Annotated in this window: 14 protein-coding genes; 10 read left to right on the forward strand and 4 right to left on the reverse strand. The window is 63.6% G+C overall.

Features of this window, described 5'->3' with window-relative positions; all coding sequences use genetic code 11:
- Nucleotides 1–158: 158 nt before the first annotated feature.
- The 5 genes from dnaG (at nt 159) to C7I85_RS20715 (ending at nt 5,794) form a co-directional block, all read left to right on the forward strand.
- A complete protein-coding gene (gene dnaG, locus C7I85_RS20695) occupies nt 159–2,090 on the forward strand; it encodes a DNA primase (protein WP_106725912.1) in 1,932 nt (643 codons plus the stop codon).
- Nucleotides 2,091–2,433: 343 nt separating this feature from the next.
- Nucleotides 2,434–4,458, forward strand: coding sequence for an RNA polymerase sigma factor RpoD (gene rpoD / locus C7I85_RS20700; protein WP_106725913.1), 2,025 nt, complete (start codon nt 2,434–2,436; stop codon nt 4,456–4,458).
- 84 nt (nt 4,459–4,542) lie between these two features.
- Nucleotides 4,543–4,827 carry a DUF333 domain-containing protein gene (locus tag C7I85_RS20705; RefSeq protein WP_106725914.1) on the forward strand — a complete coding sequence of 95 codons (285 nt, stop codon included), beginning with the start codon at nt 4,543–4,545 and terminating at the stop codon, nt 4,825–4,827.
- A 179-nt stretch (nt 4,828–5,006) separates the two neighbouring features.
- Nucleotides 5,007–5,300, forward strand: coding sequence for a GYD domain-containing protein (locus tag C7I85_RS20710; RefSeq protein WP_106725915.1), 294 nt, complete (start codon nt 5,007–5,009; stop codon nt 5,298–5,300).
- Nucleotides 5,301–5,506: 206 nt separating this feature from the next.
- On the forward strand, nt 5,507–5,794 hold the full coding sequence (locus C7I85_RS20715; RefSeq protein ID WP_106725916.1) for an HlyU family transcriptional regulator: 288 nt from the start codon (nt 5,507–5,509) through the stop codon (nt 5,792–5,794).
- Nucleotides 5,795–5,874: 80 nt separating this feature from the next.
- On the opposite strand, the gene C7I85_RS20720 is transcribed toward C7I85_RS20715, so the two are convergent.
- Nucleotides 5,875–6,519, reverse strand: a complete 645-nt coding sequence (locus C7I85_RS20720) for a cytochrome c oxidase assembly factor Coa1 family protein (RefSeq protein ID WP_106725917.1) — start codon at nt 6,517–6,519, stop codon at nt 5,875–5,877.
- 195 nt (nt 6,520–6,714) lie between these two features.
- Between C7I85_RS20720 and C7I85_RS20725 the strand changes: the two genes are divergently transcribed.
- The gene (locus tag C7I85_RS20725) at nt 6,715–7,281 is read left to right on the forward strand and encodes a hypothetical protein (protein WP_146148907.1); all 567 of its coding nucleotides are present in this window, start codon (nt 6,715–6,717) and stop codon (nt 7,279–7,281) included.
- Nucleotides 7,282–7,322: 41 nt separating this feature from the next.
- Here C7I85_RS20725 and C7I85_RS20730 read toward each other — a convergent pair whose 3' ends face one another.
- The gene (locus C7I85_RS20730) at nt 7,323–9,107 is read right to left on the reverse strand and encodes a GGDEF domain-containing protein (protein ID WP_181257239.1); all 1,785 of its coding nucleotides are present in this window, start codon (nt 9,105–9,107) and stop codon (nt 7,323–7,325) included.
- 481 nt (nt 9,108–9,588) lie between these two features.
- Between C7I85_RS20730 and C7I85_RS20735 the strand changes: the two genes are divergently transcribed.
- On the forward strand, nt 9,589–10,458 hold the full coding sequence (locus C7I85_RS20735; protein ID WP_106725920.1) for an SDR family oxidoreductase: 870 nt from the start codon (nt 9,589–9,591) through the stop codon (nt 10,456–10,458).
- A gap of 102 nt (nt 10,459–10,560) precedes the next feature.
- Here the strand turns inward: C7I85_RS20735 and C7I85_RS20740 are convergent, their stop codons facing one another.
- The gene (locus C7I85_RS20740) at nt 10,561–11,097 is read right to left on the reverse strand and encodes a TIGR00645 family protein (RefSeq protein ID WP_106725921.1); all 537 of its coding nucleotides are present in this window, start codon (nt 11,095–11,097) and stop codon (nt 10,561–10,563) included.
- 287 nt (nt 11,098–11,384) lie between these two features.
- Nucleotides 11,385–13,898: an OmpA family protein gene (locus tag C7I85_RS20745; protein WP_106725922.1), complete on the reverse strand. Its 2,514-nt coding sequence runs from the start codon at nt 13,896–13,898 to the stop codon at nt 11,385–11,387.
- A 211-nt stretch (nt 13,899–14,109) separates the two neighbouring features.
- Here C7I85_RS20745 and C7I85_RS20750 point away from each other — a divergent pair, with 211 nt between their 5' ends.
- From C7I85_RS20750 to C7I85_RS20760, 3 genes are all read left to right on the forward strand, one after another.
- Nucleotides 14,110–14,556 (forward strand): YcgN family cysteine cluster protein, encoded by a 447-nt coding sequence (locus tag C7I85_RS20750; protein WP_106725941.1) that lies wholly within the window; start codon nt 14,110–14,112, stop codon nt 14,554–14,556.
- Nucleotides 14,557–14,752: 196 nt separating this feature from the next.
- Complete coding sequence (locus C7I85_RS20755) at nt 14,753–15,124, forward strand: hypothetical protein (RefSeq protein WP_106725923.1); 372 nt, start codon at nt 14,753–14,755, stop codon at nt 15,122–15,124.
- 367 nt (nt 15,125–15,491) lie between these two features.
- The gene (locus tag C7I85_RS20760; RefSeq protein WP_106725924.1) at nt 15,492–16,184 is read left to right on the forward strand and encodes an outer membrane protein; all 693 of its coding nucleotides are present in this window, start codon (nt 15,492–15,494) and stop codon (nt 16,182–16,184) included.
- The last annotated feature ends 165 nt before the right edge of the window (nt 16,185–16,349 follow it).

Here is a 16,349-nt window from a genome sequence, read left to right on the forward strand (position 1 = left end):
ATTTTTCGTCCACCGTCCTGGGCTGTTTCACGCCGACGTGAAGTGTCGGAAATGGAGCGTAACGGCACCCTGCGCCTGTGAAAAACGGGCATTTCTCGCGTCGGGAGTCGTATCGCGCGACGGTCGTGGTTATATGGGGTCGAAAGTGAGCCTGTTCCATGCGCTTCCAGCCTTCCTTCCTCGACGAGATACGCGACCGCGTGCCGATTTCGGCCGTGATCGGTACGCGCGTCACCTGGGACCGCCGGAAGACCAATGCGCCGCGTGGTGATTTCTGGGCCTGCTGCCCGTTCCATGGCGAAAAGTCGCCGAGCTTTCACTGCGAGGACCGCAAGGGGCGCTACCATTGCTTCGGTTGCGGCGTTTCGGGCGATCATTTCAAGTTTTTGACCGAACTCGATGGGCTGAGCTTTCCCGAAGCGGTGGAGCGCATCGCCGACATGGCGGGCGTGCCGATGCCGGCGCGCGACGTGGTGGAGGAGCGCCGCGAGCGCGAGCGCGCTTCGCTGCATGACGTCATGGAAATGGCGACGAAGTTCTTTCAGGGCCGGCTGCAGGCGGCCGATGGCGCCAAGGCACGCGCCTATCTGCGCGATCGCGGGCTCAGTTCGGTCACGCAGCAGAAATTCCGCCTCGGCTACGCGCCCGACAGCCGCAATGCGCTGAAGGAGTTCTTGGCCTCCAAGGGGATCGAAAAGGCACAGATCGAGGCCTGCGGACTGGTGGTGTTCGGGTCCGACATCCCCGTCTCCTACGACCGTTTTCGCGACCGCGTGATGTTTCCGATCGAGGATGCGCGCGGCAAGGTGATCGCCTTCGGCGGGCGCGCGCTGTCGCCGGACGTTTCGGCCAAGTATCTGAATTCGCCCGACACCGAGCTCTTCCACAAGGGCAATGTGCTCTACAATTTCGCTCGCGCCCGCAAGGGCATGGGCCGCGAGGGCACGGTGATCGCGGTCGAAGGCTATATGGACGTGATCGCGCTGGCACAGGCGGGCTTCGACAATGTCGTGGCGCCACTCGGCACGGCGCTGACCGAAAACCAGCTTGAGCTTCTGTGGCGCATGTCGGGCGAACCGGTGCTGTGCTTCGACGGCGACAAGGCAGGCCTCAAGGCCGCATGGCGCGCGGCCGACCTGGTGCTGCCGATGGTACAGGCAGGGCACACGGCGCGCTTTGCGCTGCTGCCGGAGGGCAAGGACCCCGACGACCTCGTCAAGTCGGAGGGGCCGGACGCCTTCAAGGCGGTGCTGGGCGAGGCACGGCCGCTGGCGGATCTGCTCTGGATGCGCGAGACCTCCGGCGGGGTGTTCGACACGCCCGAGCGCCGGGCGGAACTCGAAAAGACGTTGCGCGAGCTCACCAATCGCATCAAGGACGAGAGCGTCCGCTACCACTACGCGCAGGAGATGCGTGACCGGGTGCTGAATTTCTTCGGCTCGCAACGGGGGCGGGCGCAGCAGAAGCAGGGCGGTGGCGGTGGCAAGCGCTTCGGCGAGCAGCGCGGCAGCGGTCGGCCCAGCGTCGCGGCGGGGCGGCTGGCCGTTTCGGAGAGCCTGGCGCGTTCGGCGATGGTGAAGCGGGCGAGCGGCACCATGCCGTTGCGCGAGGCGGCAATCATGGTCACGCTGGTCAACCACCCGATGCTGGTCGACGAGCATTTCGAGCATGTCGAGCGCCTCGATCTGGCCGATCCGGACCTGCGCCTGCTTCACAGCGGGCTCATCGATGCGGTCGCACATGATGCCGAGGAGCGCCATGCAGTGGTTGCGCATATCGAGCAGGCGGGGCTCGGCGAGATCTGGCAGCGGGCGACCGCACTGGTGCGCAAGGCGCGCATCTGGCCGGCGCTTGAGGATGCGGCCCTCGAAGACGCACGCGACGCCTTCGGTCAGGCGCTGCACTTGCACCGGAGCGCCCGAACTCTACATAAGGAGCTGAAAGTAGCGGAATCTGCATTGGCGACCGATCCAACCGACGAGAACTATCGTCATCTGGTTGAAATCCAGGCTCAGTTTCGCGACGTGCAGGCAACCGAAGCGCTGATTGAAGGCTTCGGCATATCATCAGGACGGTCTGATCGCGGCTGAAGACGAAAAGGCCAGCGCGAGCGGAAGACCCGGGTCCGGTGGCGTATGATTCGCAATTGATTCGCTTTTTTAAGGCGAATCATGCGACAGGCGCTTGACCTTCGGTCTGAATGGCGGAATCAGAACGATTCGAGTTGTTAACCGCGGCGCGGCCCGCACCCGAAATGGCAGGATGGGAAGCTGATCTGGACGCCCGGCGCAAGCCGCCCCAGATATTAGGGTTAATCAAGACGTAACTCACGCACTGCTAACGGCTACGAGGGGCTGCATGGCAGTGCAGGTGATTTGTACCCGGCTCGGGACGGAAGTTCCATATAGCCGGTCGCTTGGAGAAAGCAAAAGAATGGCGATAAAGGAAAAGGAAGAGGTCGAGAACGAACGCGAAGGCGCCACCGACGGCCCTCTGCTCGACCTTTCCGATGATGCTGTCAAGAAGATGATCAAGGCCGCCAAGAAGCGCGGCTACGTCACCATGGACGAGTTGAACTCGGTTCTGCCCTCGGAGGAAGTCACTTCCGAGCAGATCGAGGACACGATGGCCATGCTCTCGGACATGGGCATCAATGTCGTCGAGGATGACGAGGCCGGCGAAGAGGCCGAAGGCGAGAACGCCGGCGACGCCGAGGACGATGCCAACGAGCTGGCCGAGCAGACCGGCACCGCGGTTGCGACCGTCACCAAGAAGGAGCCGACGGATCGCACCGACGACCCGGTGCGCATGTATCTGCGCGAGATGGGCTCGGTGGAGCTTCTGTCGCGCGAAGGCGAAATCGCCATCGCCAAGCGCATCGAAGCCGGTCGCGAGACCATGATCGCGGGTCTGTGCGAAAGCCCGCTGACCTTCCAGGCCATCATCATCTGGCGCGACGAACTCAACGAATCCAAGATCCTGCTGCGCGAGATCATCGACCTGGAAGCCACCTATGCCGGCCCCGAGGGCAAGCAGGCGCCGATACTCGACCGCGAGGAACTCGAGCGGCCGAAGACGCCCGAGGACAGCAAGCCGCGCCGCGCTCCGCGCAGCGATGAGGACGACATCACCAATGTCGGCGGCGAGAGCCGCCCGGAAGAGGAAGAAGAGGACGAGGACGAGACCAACCTGTCGCTGGCGGCCATGGAAGCCGAGCTGCGCCCGCAGGTCATGGAAACGCTCGACGTCATCGCCGACACCTACAAGAAGCTGCGCAAGCTGCAGGACCAGCAGGTGGAGAGCCGCCTTGCCCACGCCGACACGCTGTCGCCCAGCCAGGACCGCCGCCTGAAGGAGCTGAAGGACCAGCTCATCAAGGCCGTGAAGTCGCTGTCGCTCAACAACGCCCGCATCGAGGCGCTGGTCGAGCAGCTCTACGACATCAACAAGCGCCTGGTGCAGAACGAGGGCAAGCTGCTTCGCCTGGCCGAAAGCTATGGCGTGCGCCGCGACGATTTCCTGAAGGAATACCAGGGCTCCGAGCTCGATCCCAACTGGACCACGCGGATCGCCACCCTCTCCAGCCGCGGCTGGAAGGAGTTCTCCGCCAATGAGAAGACTGCGATCCAGAACATTCGCGCCGAGATCCAGAACCTCGCCACCGAAACGGCGATCTCGATCCTGGAATTCCGCAAGATTGTGAACCAGGTGCAGAAGGGCGAGCGCGAGGCGGCCATCGCCAAGAAGGAAATGGTCGAGGCAAACCTGCGCCTCGTCATCTCCATCGCCAAGAAGTACACGAACCGCGGCCTGCAGTTCCTGGACCTCATCCAGGAAGGCAACATCGGCCTGATGAAGGCGGTCGACAAGTTCGAGTACCGTCGCGGCTACAAGTTCTCGACCTACGCCACCTGGTGGATCCGGCAGGCGATCACCCGTTCGATCGCCGACCAGGCCCGCACCATCCGCATCCCGGTGCACATGATCGAGACGATCAACAAGATCGTCCGCACCTCGCGCCAGATGCTGCACGAGATCGGCCGCGAGCCGACGCCGGAGGAACTGGCCGAGAAGCTGGCCATGCCGCTGGAGAAAGTGCGCAAGGTGCTGAAGATCGCCAAGGAGCCGATCTCGCTCGAAACGCCGGTGGGCGACGAGGAGGATTCGCACCTCGGCGACTTCATCGAGGACAAGATGGCGATCCTGCCGATCGACGCGGCTATCCAGGCCAATCTGCGCGAGACCACCACGCGCGTTCTGGCCTCGCTGACCCCGCGCGAGGAGCGCGTGCTGCGCATGCGCTTCGGCATCGGCATGAACACCGACCACACGCTCGAAGAGGTTGGACAGCAGTTCTCGGTCACCCGTGAGCGCATCCGTCAGATCGAGGCCAAGGCGCTGCGAAAGCTCAAGCATCCGAGCCGCTCGCGCAAGCTGAGAAGCTTCCTCGATAGCTGAGAAAACGAAAAGCCCAGGTGTCGCACCTGGGCTTTTTTTCTGGCCGACGTAAGCGGACGACGGCATTGATAGTGGAGCGAAGCGATGTCTATCGGTACGCGCACCACACTTTGCGCCGCGTTCCTGGCCCTGGCTTTCACCGCCGGGTGCTACCCCAGACCGAAGGCGGTGGTGTGGCTGGCCAATGAAGCGACCGCCTATTGCGCGGCAATCGGCGGGCAACCCGACAGCCGGGCGGACAGCAAGGGCCATCAGTTCGGCTTTTGCCGCCTCCAGGACGACCGCATCTGCGAGATGTGGACGTTGTTTCAACGCGGCAAATGCGTGGTGCCCCGCAGCGCCAAGGGCTGGGAACTGTTCCCGTATTGAGATCAGCGTGGCCTGAGCCGAGCGCTTTGCCTCCTGCAGCACTCGGCCGCGAAACGCTCCTTATGCTTGCCGGTTTTCGTCCCAACTCCATATCCCCCTTCGGGGTGAAACGGGGGCTTTCATACCGGCGCCGACGCTGGGTTTGGTTGCGTTGCGGCACCGGAAACGGGAGGTGTATCGTGACCACTTACATCATGCTTGTGAACTGGACAGAGCAGGGCATCAAGAATGTTCGCGAGTCGCCGAAGCGGCTCGATGCGGTGAAGAAGCAGCTCCAGGATATGGGCGGCAGCTTCAAGGCCTTCTACATGACGATGGGCAAATACGACATGGTGCTGGTCTGCGAGGCGCCCGACGATGCTGTGGCGGCGCGACTTGCGCTGCAGATCGGCATGGCCGGCAATGTCCGCACGCATACCATGAAGGCGTTCCCTGAGGCCGCTTACCGGGAGATTGTCTCGTCGCTCGGCTAGAGCATTTTGCAGCCAAGCGGAATGCTTGGCGTCGCACAAATGCCGCTAAAACAACGAGATGGAGCGGACCAGGGTATCCGTGAGGATCGCTGCCGCGATGAACTCTGCGTGACAGGCGTGATCATCCGCTGGATGGCCGCGCCAGCCGCCTCGACGCCGTCCGGCGAGAGCGCTAGTTTACGTGCTGAATCGAGAACGAGGTGCACATGTCCTTCCTGAAACGACTTTTCGGCGGCGGCAGCGAAGCCAGCAAGACATCGGAAACCGCGGTCAAGGAGATCGAGCACAACGGTTTTCGCATCCGCGCCACGCCGTACAAGGAAGGCGGCCAGTTCCAGACCTGCGGCATCATCTCCAAGGAGATCGATGGCACGATGAAGGAGCATCGCTTCATCCGCGCAGACCGTTTCGCCTCGCTCGACGATGCGGTGGACGTGTCCTTCAAGAAGGGCAAGCAACTCATCGACGAGCAGGGCGAGACGCTCTTCATCTGAGCCGCCGCCCTGAATATCTTGCAGCCTAGCGGAAACGCTTGGGGCCGCATGATTGTGGCCAGAAGAATGGCTGGATGCCGCTATGTGCCGATGGCGGCATTGGGGATGGACAGGCTGTCCTTGTTGATGAGCACGATCGGGGCGTTGGCGCCGTCGATCGTGACGAACAGCAGGCGGACGTGCCATTCCCCGCCGGTGCGGACAGCCTGGGTCGTAACGGTGCCGCTGCCCTTGTCGCCCTGAACCGGGATTTCCATCTGGGCCGCACCCGTGCCGCCCATCTGGACGTTGATCGCGCCGGTGATCCAGAATTTGCTCGAAATGTTGTCGCCGAGGGCTTCGCGCACCTGCGGATCGGCCCGCACGGTTTCCATGCTGGCGCGATAGGCGTCGCTGTTGCGCATCGAGATGGGAACCGAGACGACCATACCGGCAAAGAGCGCGATGACCGCGCCCCAGATGAGCACGCCCACGATGGCCCAATGGCGCTGCGTGCGTCGGAAATGCTCTTCGTCGCGCCAGTAGCGATTGCGCCAGGCCCAGCGGCTGCCGCGTGCGCCCAGCACGATCATCATGACGATGTTGACCATCGGGATCAGCGCCAGAAGCGCGATGAAGGTGCTGTTGCCGATGCCCCAGATCCAGTTGAGCAGAAAGGCGCCCCAGTTCCAGCGATCGAGATGGGGCGGGATTTCCGCAGGCTCGTTCAGCGCTTCACGCGACATCTTGTTCTCCGATCGCTGATCAGGGTCAGCGCAGGTAATCAAACCACCATGGCATCCTGTTGCAAGTTCTTCGTGAAGACCCCGCGAAAACTGAGCTGTTGAAATTGTGGCAGACAGGCTGGGATTGGCGTTTCTGGTACTTGAAACCAGCTCCGACCTAAAGGAGGTTCGCCGCGACGATTTCGGAGGGGAAGAATGTCGATTGGGATGAGTGTTTCGAATGGGTGGAGCGCGCTTGCGCGGGCCGGGCTGGCGATAGCCCTTCTGGCGCCGGCGCTTGCCGCCTGCACCACGACCGAGGAAGCCAACAAGGCGATCAAGTCGCGCTTCATCGGCCAGCCGAGCGACGTGTTCTTCTCGCAATACGGCGCGCCGCTCAGCGAATTTCCGCTCAATAATGGCGGCAAGGTCTATCGCTGGCGCGGCGGCGAGACGATGCGGACGCTGCCGGCCGAATACACCACCATCGGCACCGCCGATCCGATGGCCGGCAAGTCCACGACCAAGACCACCACGACGGTGATGCAGCCCAACAGCTCGACCACCGTCACCGAAACGCGCACGACGACGTCGGGCGTGACCTTCGGCGGCATGCCGCAGCAGGTGATGGTGAAGCCGGCGCGCGTGGAAGCACTGTTCTGCGAGGCGCAGATCTCCGCCGATGCCGGCGGCATCATCACCAATATCGAGGCGACCCGCGACACCGACGGCGAAGGGTTCAGCCTGTCGCGCTGCGCCGAAGTGTTCGGCGTGAAGAAATAGGCAGCCGCCGCCGGCCGGTTTCCCGGCCAGCGCACGCAGCCTCAGATGGCCTTGCGCTTAGATGCGGTCGGCTCGGAGTTCTCGTCGCCGGTTTCGTCCTCCAGCGTGCAGACGCGATTGCGGCCGAGGTTCTTGGCCCGGTAGAGCTGGCGGTCGGCCTGCTCCACCAGTGCCGCCCAGCTTTCGATGCCGGGCCCCCAGAGCGCGACGCCAAAACTTGCGGTGATGCGAAGGTCCGCATGATCGGGGCTGACGACCATCGCGGCCAGCGCCAGCCGCAGCTTCTCGGCAAGCTGGCGGCCGCCGTCTGCCGAGGCCGAGCGCACCAGAACGACGAACTCCTCGCCGCCGAAGCGGGCGACGACGTCGATGCTGCGCACTTCCTTGCGCAGCGTTTCGCCCACGCGCTGAAGCACCAGATCGCCGACGCCGTGGCCGTGGGTGTCGTTGATCGCCTTGAAGTGGTCGATGTCCATGAGCAGGAACGCCACAGGCTCACGTGTCCGGGCGGCCTCGGCAATCGCCTGCGCGCCGATGCCGTCGATGGCACGGCGGTTCAGCAGGCCGGTCAGGCTGTCGGTTTCCGAGAGCATTTTCAGCCGCGCTGTCAGGCGGTCGCGCTCGCTTTCGAGGGCGGTGCGCTTGCGCTGACTCTCGCGCAGCACCTGCAGACCCTCGAACATGTCGCGGATCTCGCGGCTGAAGCTGCGCGGCAGCGGTGGCTCGGCGAGGTCGCCATGGGCGATCTGGATGATCTGGTCCTTGGCCGACAGCAGCGGCTGGAACAGGAAGCGCCGCATGGCCGCGCTGATGACGACCAGCAGCGTTGTCACCAGCAGCGTCAGCGCTGCCGAGGAACCGAGCAAAAGGGCGTCGTTGTCGCGCGAGACGGTGATGCGCGCGGCCAGCCGCTCGATGATGAGGTCGCGCAGATGCTCGACCGGCAGCATCCCCGGCACGTAATTGGTGGTGAACTCGCCGGTGGTCATGGTCGCCGGCTCCTTGATCGCCTTGAGCGCCACGCTCCAGGCATAGGGCAGGGCGGTGTCGAAATAAGCCTGGTCCACGTCGCGCAGCATTTCGGAGACGGCGGGGTCGGCCAGATAGGCCGAGCCATAGCCGGCGATCAGCTCGCGCAGGACCTCGATGCGGCCGGCGGTGTTGGCCAGCATGAGGCTGAGCTCGGTATCGGCTCCGCTCGTGGCCGTGAGCATCATGACGACATAGGAGCCGAAGCGGCCGGCCTGTTCGCGCAGGCGGCCGCAATTGTTGGCCATGACGATCTCGGTGCTGACCTGCGGATAGACGGAGACGATGGTCTGGCCCAGCCGGTCGGCCACGTCGGTGGCGGCATCGGCGGCGCGGAACATGCTGTTGATGGCCCCTGCAAGCTGCTTGCCCTGACGGTCGGTCATGGCGGTAGCCACTACCGCGTCGACGGCCTTGCGGCCTTCTGCGAGCTCCTCGCGCAGGTGGGCGACCGCCTCCTGATCCTTCTCGAAGCGCGAGCTGTCCTTGGCATAGGCCGCTTCCAGGGCGGCGATCGCCTGATCGGTATGGGCGCGGCGATTGGTAAGCTGCCGGTAGAATTCGGGCGTCATTTGCGGATTTGCGCCCATCAGGCTGTTTGCGGGGCCGCGCTCGGCCGAAACGGAGTTGGCCGCCAGCAGGGCCAGGCGGAAACGATCGAACTCTTCCAGGCCCTGGCTGTAGCGCCTGTAATCCTTCAAGCTGACGAAGAACAGCATGCCGCCCAGCACGAGGCAGCCGGCCACGGCCACCCATCCGGCCAGCAAGTAAAGATGTTGCAGGCGAAAGTTCCCCATAAGCATTCCCTAAAATACCCCCTGACCCATCACTGCTGGGGAAACATTGGGAATTGGTGAATTCGGGAGGTGGCGGCCCGGACTTGGTAAAGACTTTGTATGGATTTTCCATGCGGGCAGCGTCGCGGCTCGCAACGGCGGCCAAACGGGTTGCGATATCGCGTGCGAAGGCCGGTGCGCCCCCGAAAGGTCCAATTCTTGATCCCTGCTGCGGTCCTGGCGAAGAATGCTGCAGGAGGTGATCATGCGCCCGTTTGGAACCCCGCTTGCTTGTGCGGTTGCCGTTGTCTGTGCGATGGCTTTCATGTCGGGCTGTGCGGTCGGCGGCGGGGTGTTTGTTCGGCACCCGCATTGCCAACGGGACGGCCACCACGAAGATCAAGGCCGGGTCGGTGGCCGTTCAGGGATCGGGCGTTTCGGTTGGGACGACCGATACGGAAATCACCGCCGACTGAGCAGGTCGGCGCAAGGAGGAAGAACGATGTCGTCGTTGAAGAACAAAACGCTTTTCATCTCCGGGGGATCGCGCGGGATCGGGCTGGCGATTGCGCTGCGCGCGGCGCGCGACGGCGCCAATGTGACCATCGCGGCCAAGACGGCCGAGCCGCACCCAAAACTGCCGGGCACGATCTACACCGCGGCCGAGGAGATCGAGAAGGCGGGCGGCAAGGCATTGCCCGTGCTCTGCGACATCCGCGAGGAGACGCAGGTTGCCGAGGCTGTGGCAAAGACCGTCGAAAAGTTTGGCGGCATCGACATCTGCATCAACAATGCCAGCGCCATCCAGCTGTCCGGCACGCTGGAAACCGACATGAAGCGCTATGACCTGATGCACCAGATCAATACGCGCGGCACCTTCCTCGTTTCCAAAATGTGCATTCCGCACCTGAAGTTGGCGGAAAACCCTCACATCCTGAATCTGGCGCCGCCGCTCGATATGGACCCCAAATGGTTCAAGAACCACGTCGCCTACACCATGGCCAAGTTCGGCATGTCGATGTGCACGCTCGGCATGAGCGCGGAATTCGCCAAGGCGGGCATCGCGGTGAACTCGCTGTGGCCGCTGACGGCGATCGACACGGCGGCGGTGCGCAACCTGCTGGGCGGCGAGACCGTGGCGGCGATGAGCCGTTCGCCCGAGATCATGGCCGATGCGGCGCATGCGATCCTGACCCGTCCGTCGCGCGAGACGACGGGCAATTTCTTCATCGACGAGCTGGTGTTGCGCGAGGCTGGCGTGACGGATTTCTCGAAATACGCGCCCGGCGGCAAGGGCGCGCTGGCCGGCGACTTCTTCGTGCCGGACGAGATCTTTGCCCAGACCGACACCAAGGTGACCGGATTCCTGTGACAAAAGAGGCCGGCATTGCTGCCGGCCTGATTCAACAAAGGCGGCTATCCGCCTGAATTTTCTGGAATGCGTCGGCGCCGCTTTGGCTCCGACCAGCGTGGCTCACAGCCCGGGGCCTTCTTCGGCCGCTTCCTTCTTGCCGAGCTTGGTGAGCCCGGTGAGGCGGTCGATATAGGCCAAAATCAGCGCCGAAACGACGAAGGCCAGATGCATCAGCGTCAGCCACATCAGCTGTTCGCTGGTGTAGCTGGCGTGATTGAGGAACACCTGCAGCAGGTGGATCGAGGAGATCGCCACGATGGTGGAGGCGACCTTGATCTTCAGCGAGCCGACATCGATCGTGCCCAGCCAATGCACCTCGCCATCATGGTTGTCGAAGCGGCTGACGAAGTTCTCGTAGCCGGAGATGATGACCATCACCACCAGGCTCGCCACCAGCGCGGCGTCGATCAGCCCCAAAATCTTCAGGATGGTGTCGGTGTCCTCCATCACCATGACCTTGGTGACGAATTCGAACAGTTTCTTGCCGAAGGACAGCGCGTAGATGGCGAGCGCGACGGCAAGGCCCAGATAGAAGGCGACCAGCAGCCAGCGCGAGGCCAAGATGATTGATTCGATGGCGTGTTCGAGACGTTTCATAGAACCTTTCCGGAAGAACGAGGGGGCTGTTTTTTTTCGTGGAGGGCGTGCCTGGTTGCAAGGAAAAATCGCAATGCCGGCCGCCATTGCCGGGCAATAAAAAACCCGACCGGGGAGGGTTCCGGTCGGGTTTTCGCCTATCCCCCGGCTAAGGGGGATGGGGCAGGGAACTATTTACCGGCTCAGATGAGAAAATGAATCCGGCAAGTCAATGACAGGTTCCCGACCTCGCGAAACCGTGATCGAAAGGTTTGATCGATCACGATTTCGTTAGGCGGTTACTTCAGTTACCGGCTGGCAACCGGGGCCACCAGCGGCGTGATTCGACGGATCACGACGCGGCGGTTCTGGCGTTCGGGTGCCTGGGTCTTCACCTTCAGGAACTGCTTGCCATAGCCCTGGGTCGCCAGGTTTTCCGGCGGAATGCCGAAGACATTGGTGAGCGCGGCAGCCACCGATTCGGCCCGCTTGTCCGACAGCGCCAGATTGGCGAGTTCGGAGCCGACGGCATCCGTGTGGCCTTCGATCAGGAACGTCTCGGCAGGGTTCTGCTCGAGAATGCGTTCCATGGCCTTGGCCACGCCTTCGAGGTGAGAGATCTCGTTCTCGGCGACGGCAGCCGAGCCAAACTCGAAGTTGATCGTGTCGAGGTCGATTCGGCGCGTCTTGTCGCGGATGCGGGCCGAGCGCTTCACCTCGTCGATCGAGTAGAGGCGTTCCACGCGCTCCACCGGCGGCTGCTCGAGGAAGTCGTAGTACATATCCGGATTGCGCACGCGCTCCGGGGTCAGCACATAGTCGTCCTCGGGGATCTCGAGCCGCAGGGGCGGCAGGTCGTCACCCGGATCGCGCCAGTCGCGGACGCGGTCGTAGTCGCTTTCGTCGACATAGGAGAGCACGTATTCGCGGCCGTCGGGCATGATGCGCGAACGGCGAACGACGTCGCCATAGGAGTTGCGGATGGTGACCACCCGTGTGCCATCGCCGCGTTCGATGGTCTCGCGGTTGCGGCCACGCGGCAGGTCCTCATAGTAGACGTCGCGGGCGCCATGCCGCATGCGCGGACGCTCATTGCTCTCGACCATCACCTGGTTGTTGAGCTGAATGATCACGCGGTCGCCGAACTCCTTGAGGATCTCGGTGCCCTTCGGGCGCTCCTGGCGACGCAGGTCGACCGGCCGTTCCTTGACGCGCTTGCCCTGCTCGGAGGTCACCGGAACGATCTTGTCCGGCTGCATTTCCTGCTGGGCCGACCGGTCGTCGGTGGGCGGCGGGCCGGCTTCTTCCGCAGGCTTCGGACGGCGGTTGCCGCCCTGCTGCTGGCCGCGCTTGCCCTGGTCCTGGGCGCCCTGTTCCTGGCCCTCGGCCGGACCGGCCTTCTGGCTGTCGGGCGCCGGCAGCACCTTCTGGCTGTCCGGTGCGGGCAAAGCATTGCCCTCGCCGGTGGCTTCACCCTGGGCGGGCTGCTGGCCGGGAACCGGCGCTTCCTTGCCCGGATTGACCGGCTTGCCATGGCCTTCGGCCTCGGCCGGGACCTGTGCGGGCTCGCCGGGCGTCACCGCCTCGCCGGGGGTGGCGGGCTGCTCGGTGCCGGGGGCCTGCTTGTCGCCCTTCTTGCGCGGCTTGTCCGGCTTGGCGCCGGCGGGCTGCTCGGCAGGTGCCGTCTCGCCCGGAGCCGCTTCGGTCGGCACGGGCTTTTCGCCCGGCGTAGGTGCGGCCTCGCCGGTCGGTGCCGACTGTTCGGTGCCGGGGACCTGCTTGTCGCCCTTCTTGCGCGGCTTTTCCGGCGTGGCTTCGGCGGGCTGCTGGGCAGGCGCCGACTCGCTCGGGGTCACTTCGGTGGCAGCAGGCTTCTTGCCAGGGGCAGGGGCGGCTTCGCCGGCCGGAGTCGGCTGCTCGGCGGCCGGTGCTGCCTTGCCGTCCTTCTTGTGCTTCTTGGGCGAGGCATCGGCAGGCTGTTCGGCCTGGCCGGGGGCTACTTCGCCGTTGAAGGCCGGCTGCTCGGCGGTCGGTGCGGCCTGGCTATCCTTCTTGTGCTTCTTCGGCGAGGCCTCGGCAGGCTGCTCGGCCTGGCCGGGCGCGGCTTCGCCGTTGAAGGCCGGCTGTTCGGCGGCTGGAGCGGCCTTGCTGTCCTTCTTGTGCTTCTTCGGCGAGGCTTCGGCAGGCTGCTCGGCCTGACTGGGTGTGACTTCGCCACCGAAGGCCGGCTGTTCAGCGGCCGGAGCCTCCTTGCCCTTCTTGCGCGGCTTTACCGGCGCTTCGGCCGGAGCTTCCGGCGCCGGGGCAAATTCCTGCGTGGGTTGCTCGGCGGTGTGTTTCTTCTTCCTTGGAGCCTCGGCGGGCGCCTCGGACTGCGCGGGAGCAAATTCCTGGGATGCTGCGGGCTGCTGCTCCGCCGGCTGCCTGCGCTCCTTCTTGCGGGGCTGCATCGGCTCTTCGGCGGGTGCGCGCTCCATCGGGGCGGCTTCAGCGCCTGGCTGCGCGCCTTCCTGCGCCTGGCGATGCTTCTTGCGCGGCTGTGCTTCTTCCGAAGCGCCACCGCCGCCGGCCTCGGGAGCGGGTTGCGCCTGATCGGCCTGCCGATGCTTCTTCCGCGGCTGCTGTTCCTCGGACGGCTGCTGCTCCTGCGGCTGCCCTTCTTCCGCCTGGGCGAGCAGAACCGGTGCCTGCGTGTTGGCAGCGAGCGGCGCCCGGGGAGAATCGAAGCCGCCGATGGCCGGCACTGGCGCGGCCGCGAGCGGCGTATAGGCCATCAGCAGGCTAAGGGCTGTCCCCGCCAATATCTTGGGTTGGCGTTTCATATGCTGAACTCTCCTGTAATGCATAAGGTCCCGTCAGTGTCGGAAGATAAGACACGCAATTTTGTTCCACGAGAGCCCCAATAACGGCAGTAGTTGGGCGATTGATAGGCAATTAACATCAAGTCGTTTTCTGGCTCGCCCGTACGGAGGAACTGGGCGTCCAACGCCCATGGCGCTTGATTTTACCGCGCGCGCGGGCCACATGCGGGCTATGAGCGAACCCTTCTGGAAAACCACTGCACTCGAGGCGATGACGCCTGCCCAATGGGAATCGCTTTGCGACGGGTGCGGCAAGTGCTGCATGTCCAAGCTGGAAGACGAGGACACCGGCGACATCTACTGGACGAGCGTGGGCTGCCGGCTGTTCGATGAGGAGACCTGCCGCTGCGCCGACTATCACAACCGGCTTGCCCGCGTGCCCGACTGCGTGGGGCTGACGCCGCAGAACGTGCGCACCATCTCCTGGCTGCCGGCGACCTGCGCCTACCGCCTGGTTGCCGAAGGGCATGATCTCTACTGGTGGCACCCGCTGATTTCCGGCAGCGCCGAGACGGTTCACGAGGCGGGCATTTCGATGCGTGGCCGCGTCACCGCGTCGGAAAGCGATATGGCCGAGCCGGAGGATTACTTCGAGCACATGCTGGCCGAAGAGCCCTGATCGGGCATCGGCAACGGTTACCGTTGCGTGATGCGCTGCCAGCCGCACACGCAGTATTACGAATTGTTTTCAATGATTTACCGGATGAACCGAAGATGAACGGGCAGTTCCGGAATCATTCAGCCGCAATGCCGCATTGTCTCCACATCGCTTCGGCAGGAACCGCCGAACGGGGCCAGCCCAAGAGGAGACATTTATGATCAATATTCTCAAGACCGCCGCTCTTTCCGCCTTCATCGGCCTTGGCGCATTGTCCGCCATGCCGGCCGCGCATGCCGACGGCATCTATCTCAACCTCGGCAATGGTGACGATGTACGCGGCGGCATGTATGTCGGCGACAACGACCGCTGGCACCGTCCCGACCGTTGGGAGCGCCCCGACCGCCGGGATCGCTGGGAACGCGCCTGCTCGCCCGACCGCGCACTCGACAAGGCCGACCGCATGGGCATCCACCGAGCCCGCGTCGTCGACATGGGCCGCCGCACCATCTCGGTCGCCGGCCGCAAGTGGGGCGACCGCGTGGTGGTGACCTTCGGCCGCGAGCCGCACTGCCCGATCCTGCGCTGACCCGATGAAGCGTTGAATTGAAAAAGCCCCGGAGGAGCGATCCTCCGGGGCTTTTCCTTTGGAGCGCGCGAACGTCCCAGAATCAACGGGCTGACAGCGCCTTTCCTGGTCGGGCAGGTGCCGAATATGTCTTCAACGCTCGGGCTTTGTGCTGCTGGCGTTGGCGGTTTTGCACAAAACGTTACCGATTTTGCAGCCCGGGCAACTTTTTATGACTGCCCCACCGAAGCAGGTGAACATCGGAACTCGCCTTGATATCGGGGAGCCGGGACATGCGCCCGTCACTCAAATGGCGAGGTAGCCGGCGCATTGCCCTGTATCCGGTTCTTACTCTCGTCGACGCCTGTTACCTGCTTTGGGGATTTCAATGTTTTCGAAACGCATCGCCGTCCTGGCGGCATTTTCAACCCTTCTGTCGACCGGCGCCTTCGCCGCGGATGTCGTGTCGACCGAGCCTGCTATCCCGGTGTTCAGCTGGACGGGTGCCTATGTCGGCCTGAATGTTGGCTTTGGCGGCGGTGATGCCAAGCATCCGTATCACCTTGACGCCTTCCGCGGCGAGATTCAGGCAGACGGCTCAATCGACGCGACCACCCGAGGTTTTCTCGGCGGCGTCCAGGCTGGGTACAACCACCAGATCGACCAGTGGGTCCTAGGTGTCGAGGCTGATTTTCAGGGTGCCAATATCGAGGGCGAAGCCTTTGATGACGAAATTCGTGAGGGGGTTCGCACCAAGCTTGACTGGTATGGAACGCTACGCGCTCGCGCCGGTGTGCTGGCAACAGATCGCTTCCTCGTCTACGGAACGGGCGGTGCTGCCTATGGCCACATCAAGACCGTCGACGACGGCGAAAGCTTCTCGAAAACCAAATCGGGCTGGACGATTGGCGCTGGCGCGGAATTCGCCGTCACCAACAACGTGACCTTCAAGGCTGAGTACGCCTATACCGATCTTGGAAAGACCAATCTTATCCAAGTAGAAGGTGTAAATCTTAATTACAATCAAGACCAGAAGGTCAACTTCCACAGCGTCAAGTTCGGCATCAACTACAAGTTCTGAGCTGCACTACCTAGTGCCCCTGGCCCCGGCGAAAGCCGGGGCTTCTCTTTTGGGGCGGGAACTGTCAAGCGCAAGAAAGTACCCCGGATAGCAAGCTCCAGGCTCTAACGATGAGCACAAAGGATCGTGTCAGCAATTCAGGTGCTGCCGCGTGGTGCTTGTGAG

The sequence above is a fragment of the Pseudaminobacter soli (ex Li et al. 2025) genome (assembly GCF_003012705.1).
Classification (GTDB): domain Bacteria; phylum Pseudomonadota; class Alphaproteobacteria; order Rhizobiales; family Rhizobiaceae; genus Pseudaminobacter; species Pseudaminobacter soli.

Excerpts from the sequence above, each read along its gene's own strand:
- dnaG (WP_106725912.1), top strand. The coding sequence starts at position 159 with ATGCGCTTCCAGCCTTCCTTCCTCGACGAGATACGCGACCGCGTGCCG.
- rpoD (WP_106725913.1), top strand. The coding sequence starts at position 2,434 with ATGGCGATAAAGGAAAAGGAAGAGGTCGAGAACGAACGCGAAGGCGCC.
- C7I85_RS20705 (WP_106725914.1), top strand. The coding sequence starts at position 4,543 with ATGTCTATCGGTACGCGCACCACACTTTGCGCCGCGTTCCTGGCCCTG.
- C7I85_RS20715 (WP_106725916.1), top strand. The coding sequence starts at position 5,507 with ATGTCCTTCCTGAAACGACTTTTCGGCGGCGGCAGCGAAGCCAGCAAG.
- C7I85_RS20720 (WP_106725917.1), bottom strand. The coding sequence starts at position 6,519 with ATGTCGCGTGAAGCGCTGAACGAGCCTGCGGAAATCCCGCCCCATCTC.
- C7I85_RS20725 (WP_146148907.1), top strand. The coding sequence starts at position 6,715 with ATGTCGATTGGGATGAGTGTTTCGAATGGGTGGAGCGCGCTTGCGCGG.
- C7I85_RS20730 (WP_181257239.1), bottom strand. The coding sequence starts at position 9,107 with ATGGGGAACTTTCGCCTGCAACATCTTTACTTGCTGGCCGGATGGGTG.
- C7I85_RS20735 (WP_106725920.1), top strand. The coding sequence starts at position 9,589 with ATGTCGTCGTTGAAGAACAAAACGCTTTTCATCTCCGGGGGATCGCGC.
- C7I85_RS20740 (WP_106725921.1), bottom strand. The coding sequence starts at position 11,097 with ATGAAACGTCTCGAACACGCCATCGAATCAATCATCTTGGCCTCGCGC.
- C7I85_RS20745 (WP_106725922.1), bottom strand. The coding sequence starts at position 13,898 with ATGAAACGCCAACCCAAGATATTGGCGGGGACAGCCCTTAGCCTGCTG.
- C7I85_RS20750 (WP_106725941.1), top strand. The coding sequence starts at position 14,110 with ATGAGCGAACCCTTCTGGAAAACCACTGCACTCGAGGCGATGACGCCT.
- C7I85_RS20755 (WP_106725923.1), top strand. The coding sequence starts at position 14,753 with ATGATCAATATTCTCAAGACCGCCGCTCTTTCCGCCTTCATCGGCCTT.
- C7I85_RS20760 (WP_106725924.1), top strand. The coding sequence starts at position 15,492 with ATGTTTTCGAAACGCATCGCCGTCCTGGCGGCATTTTCAACCCTTCTG.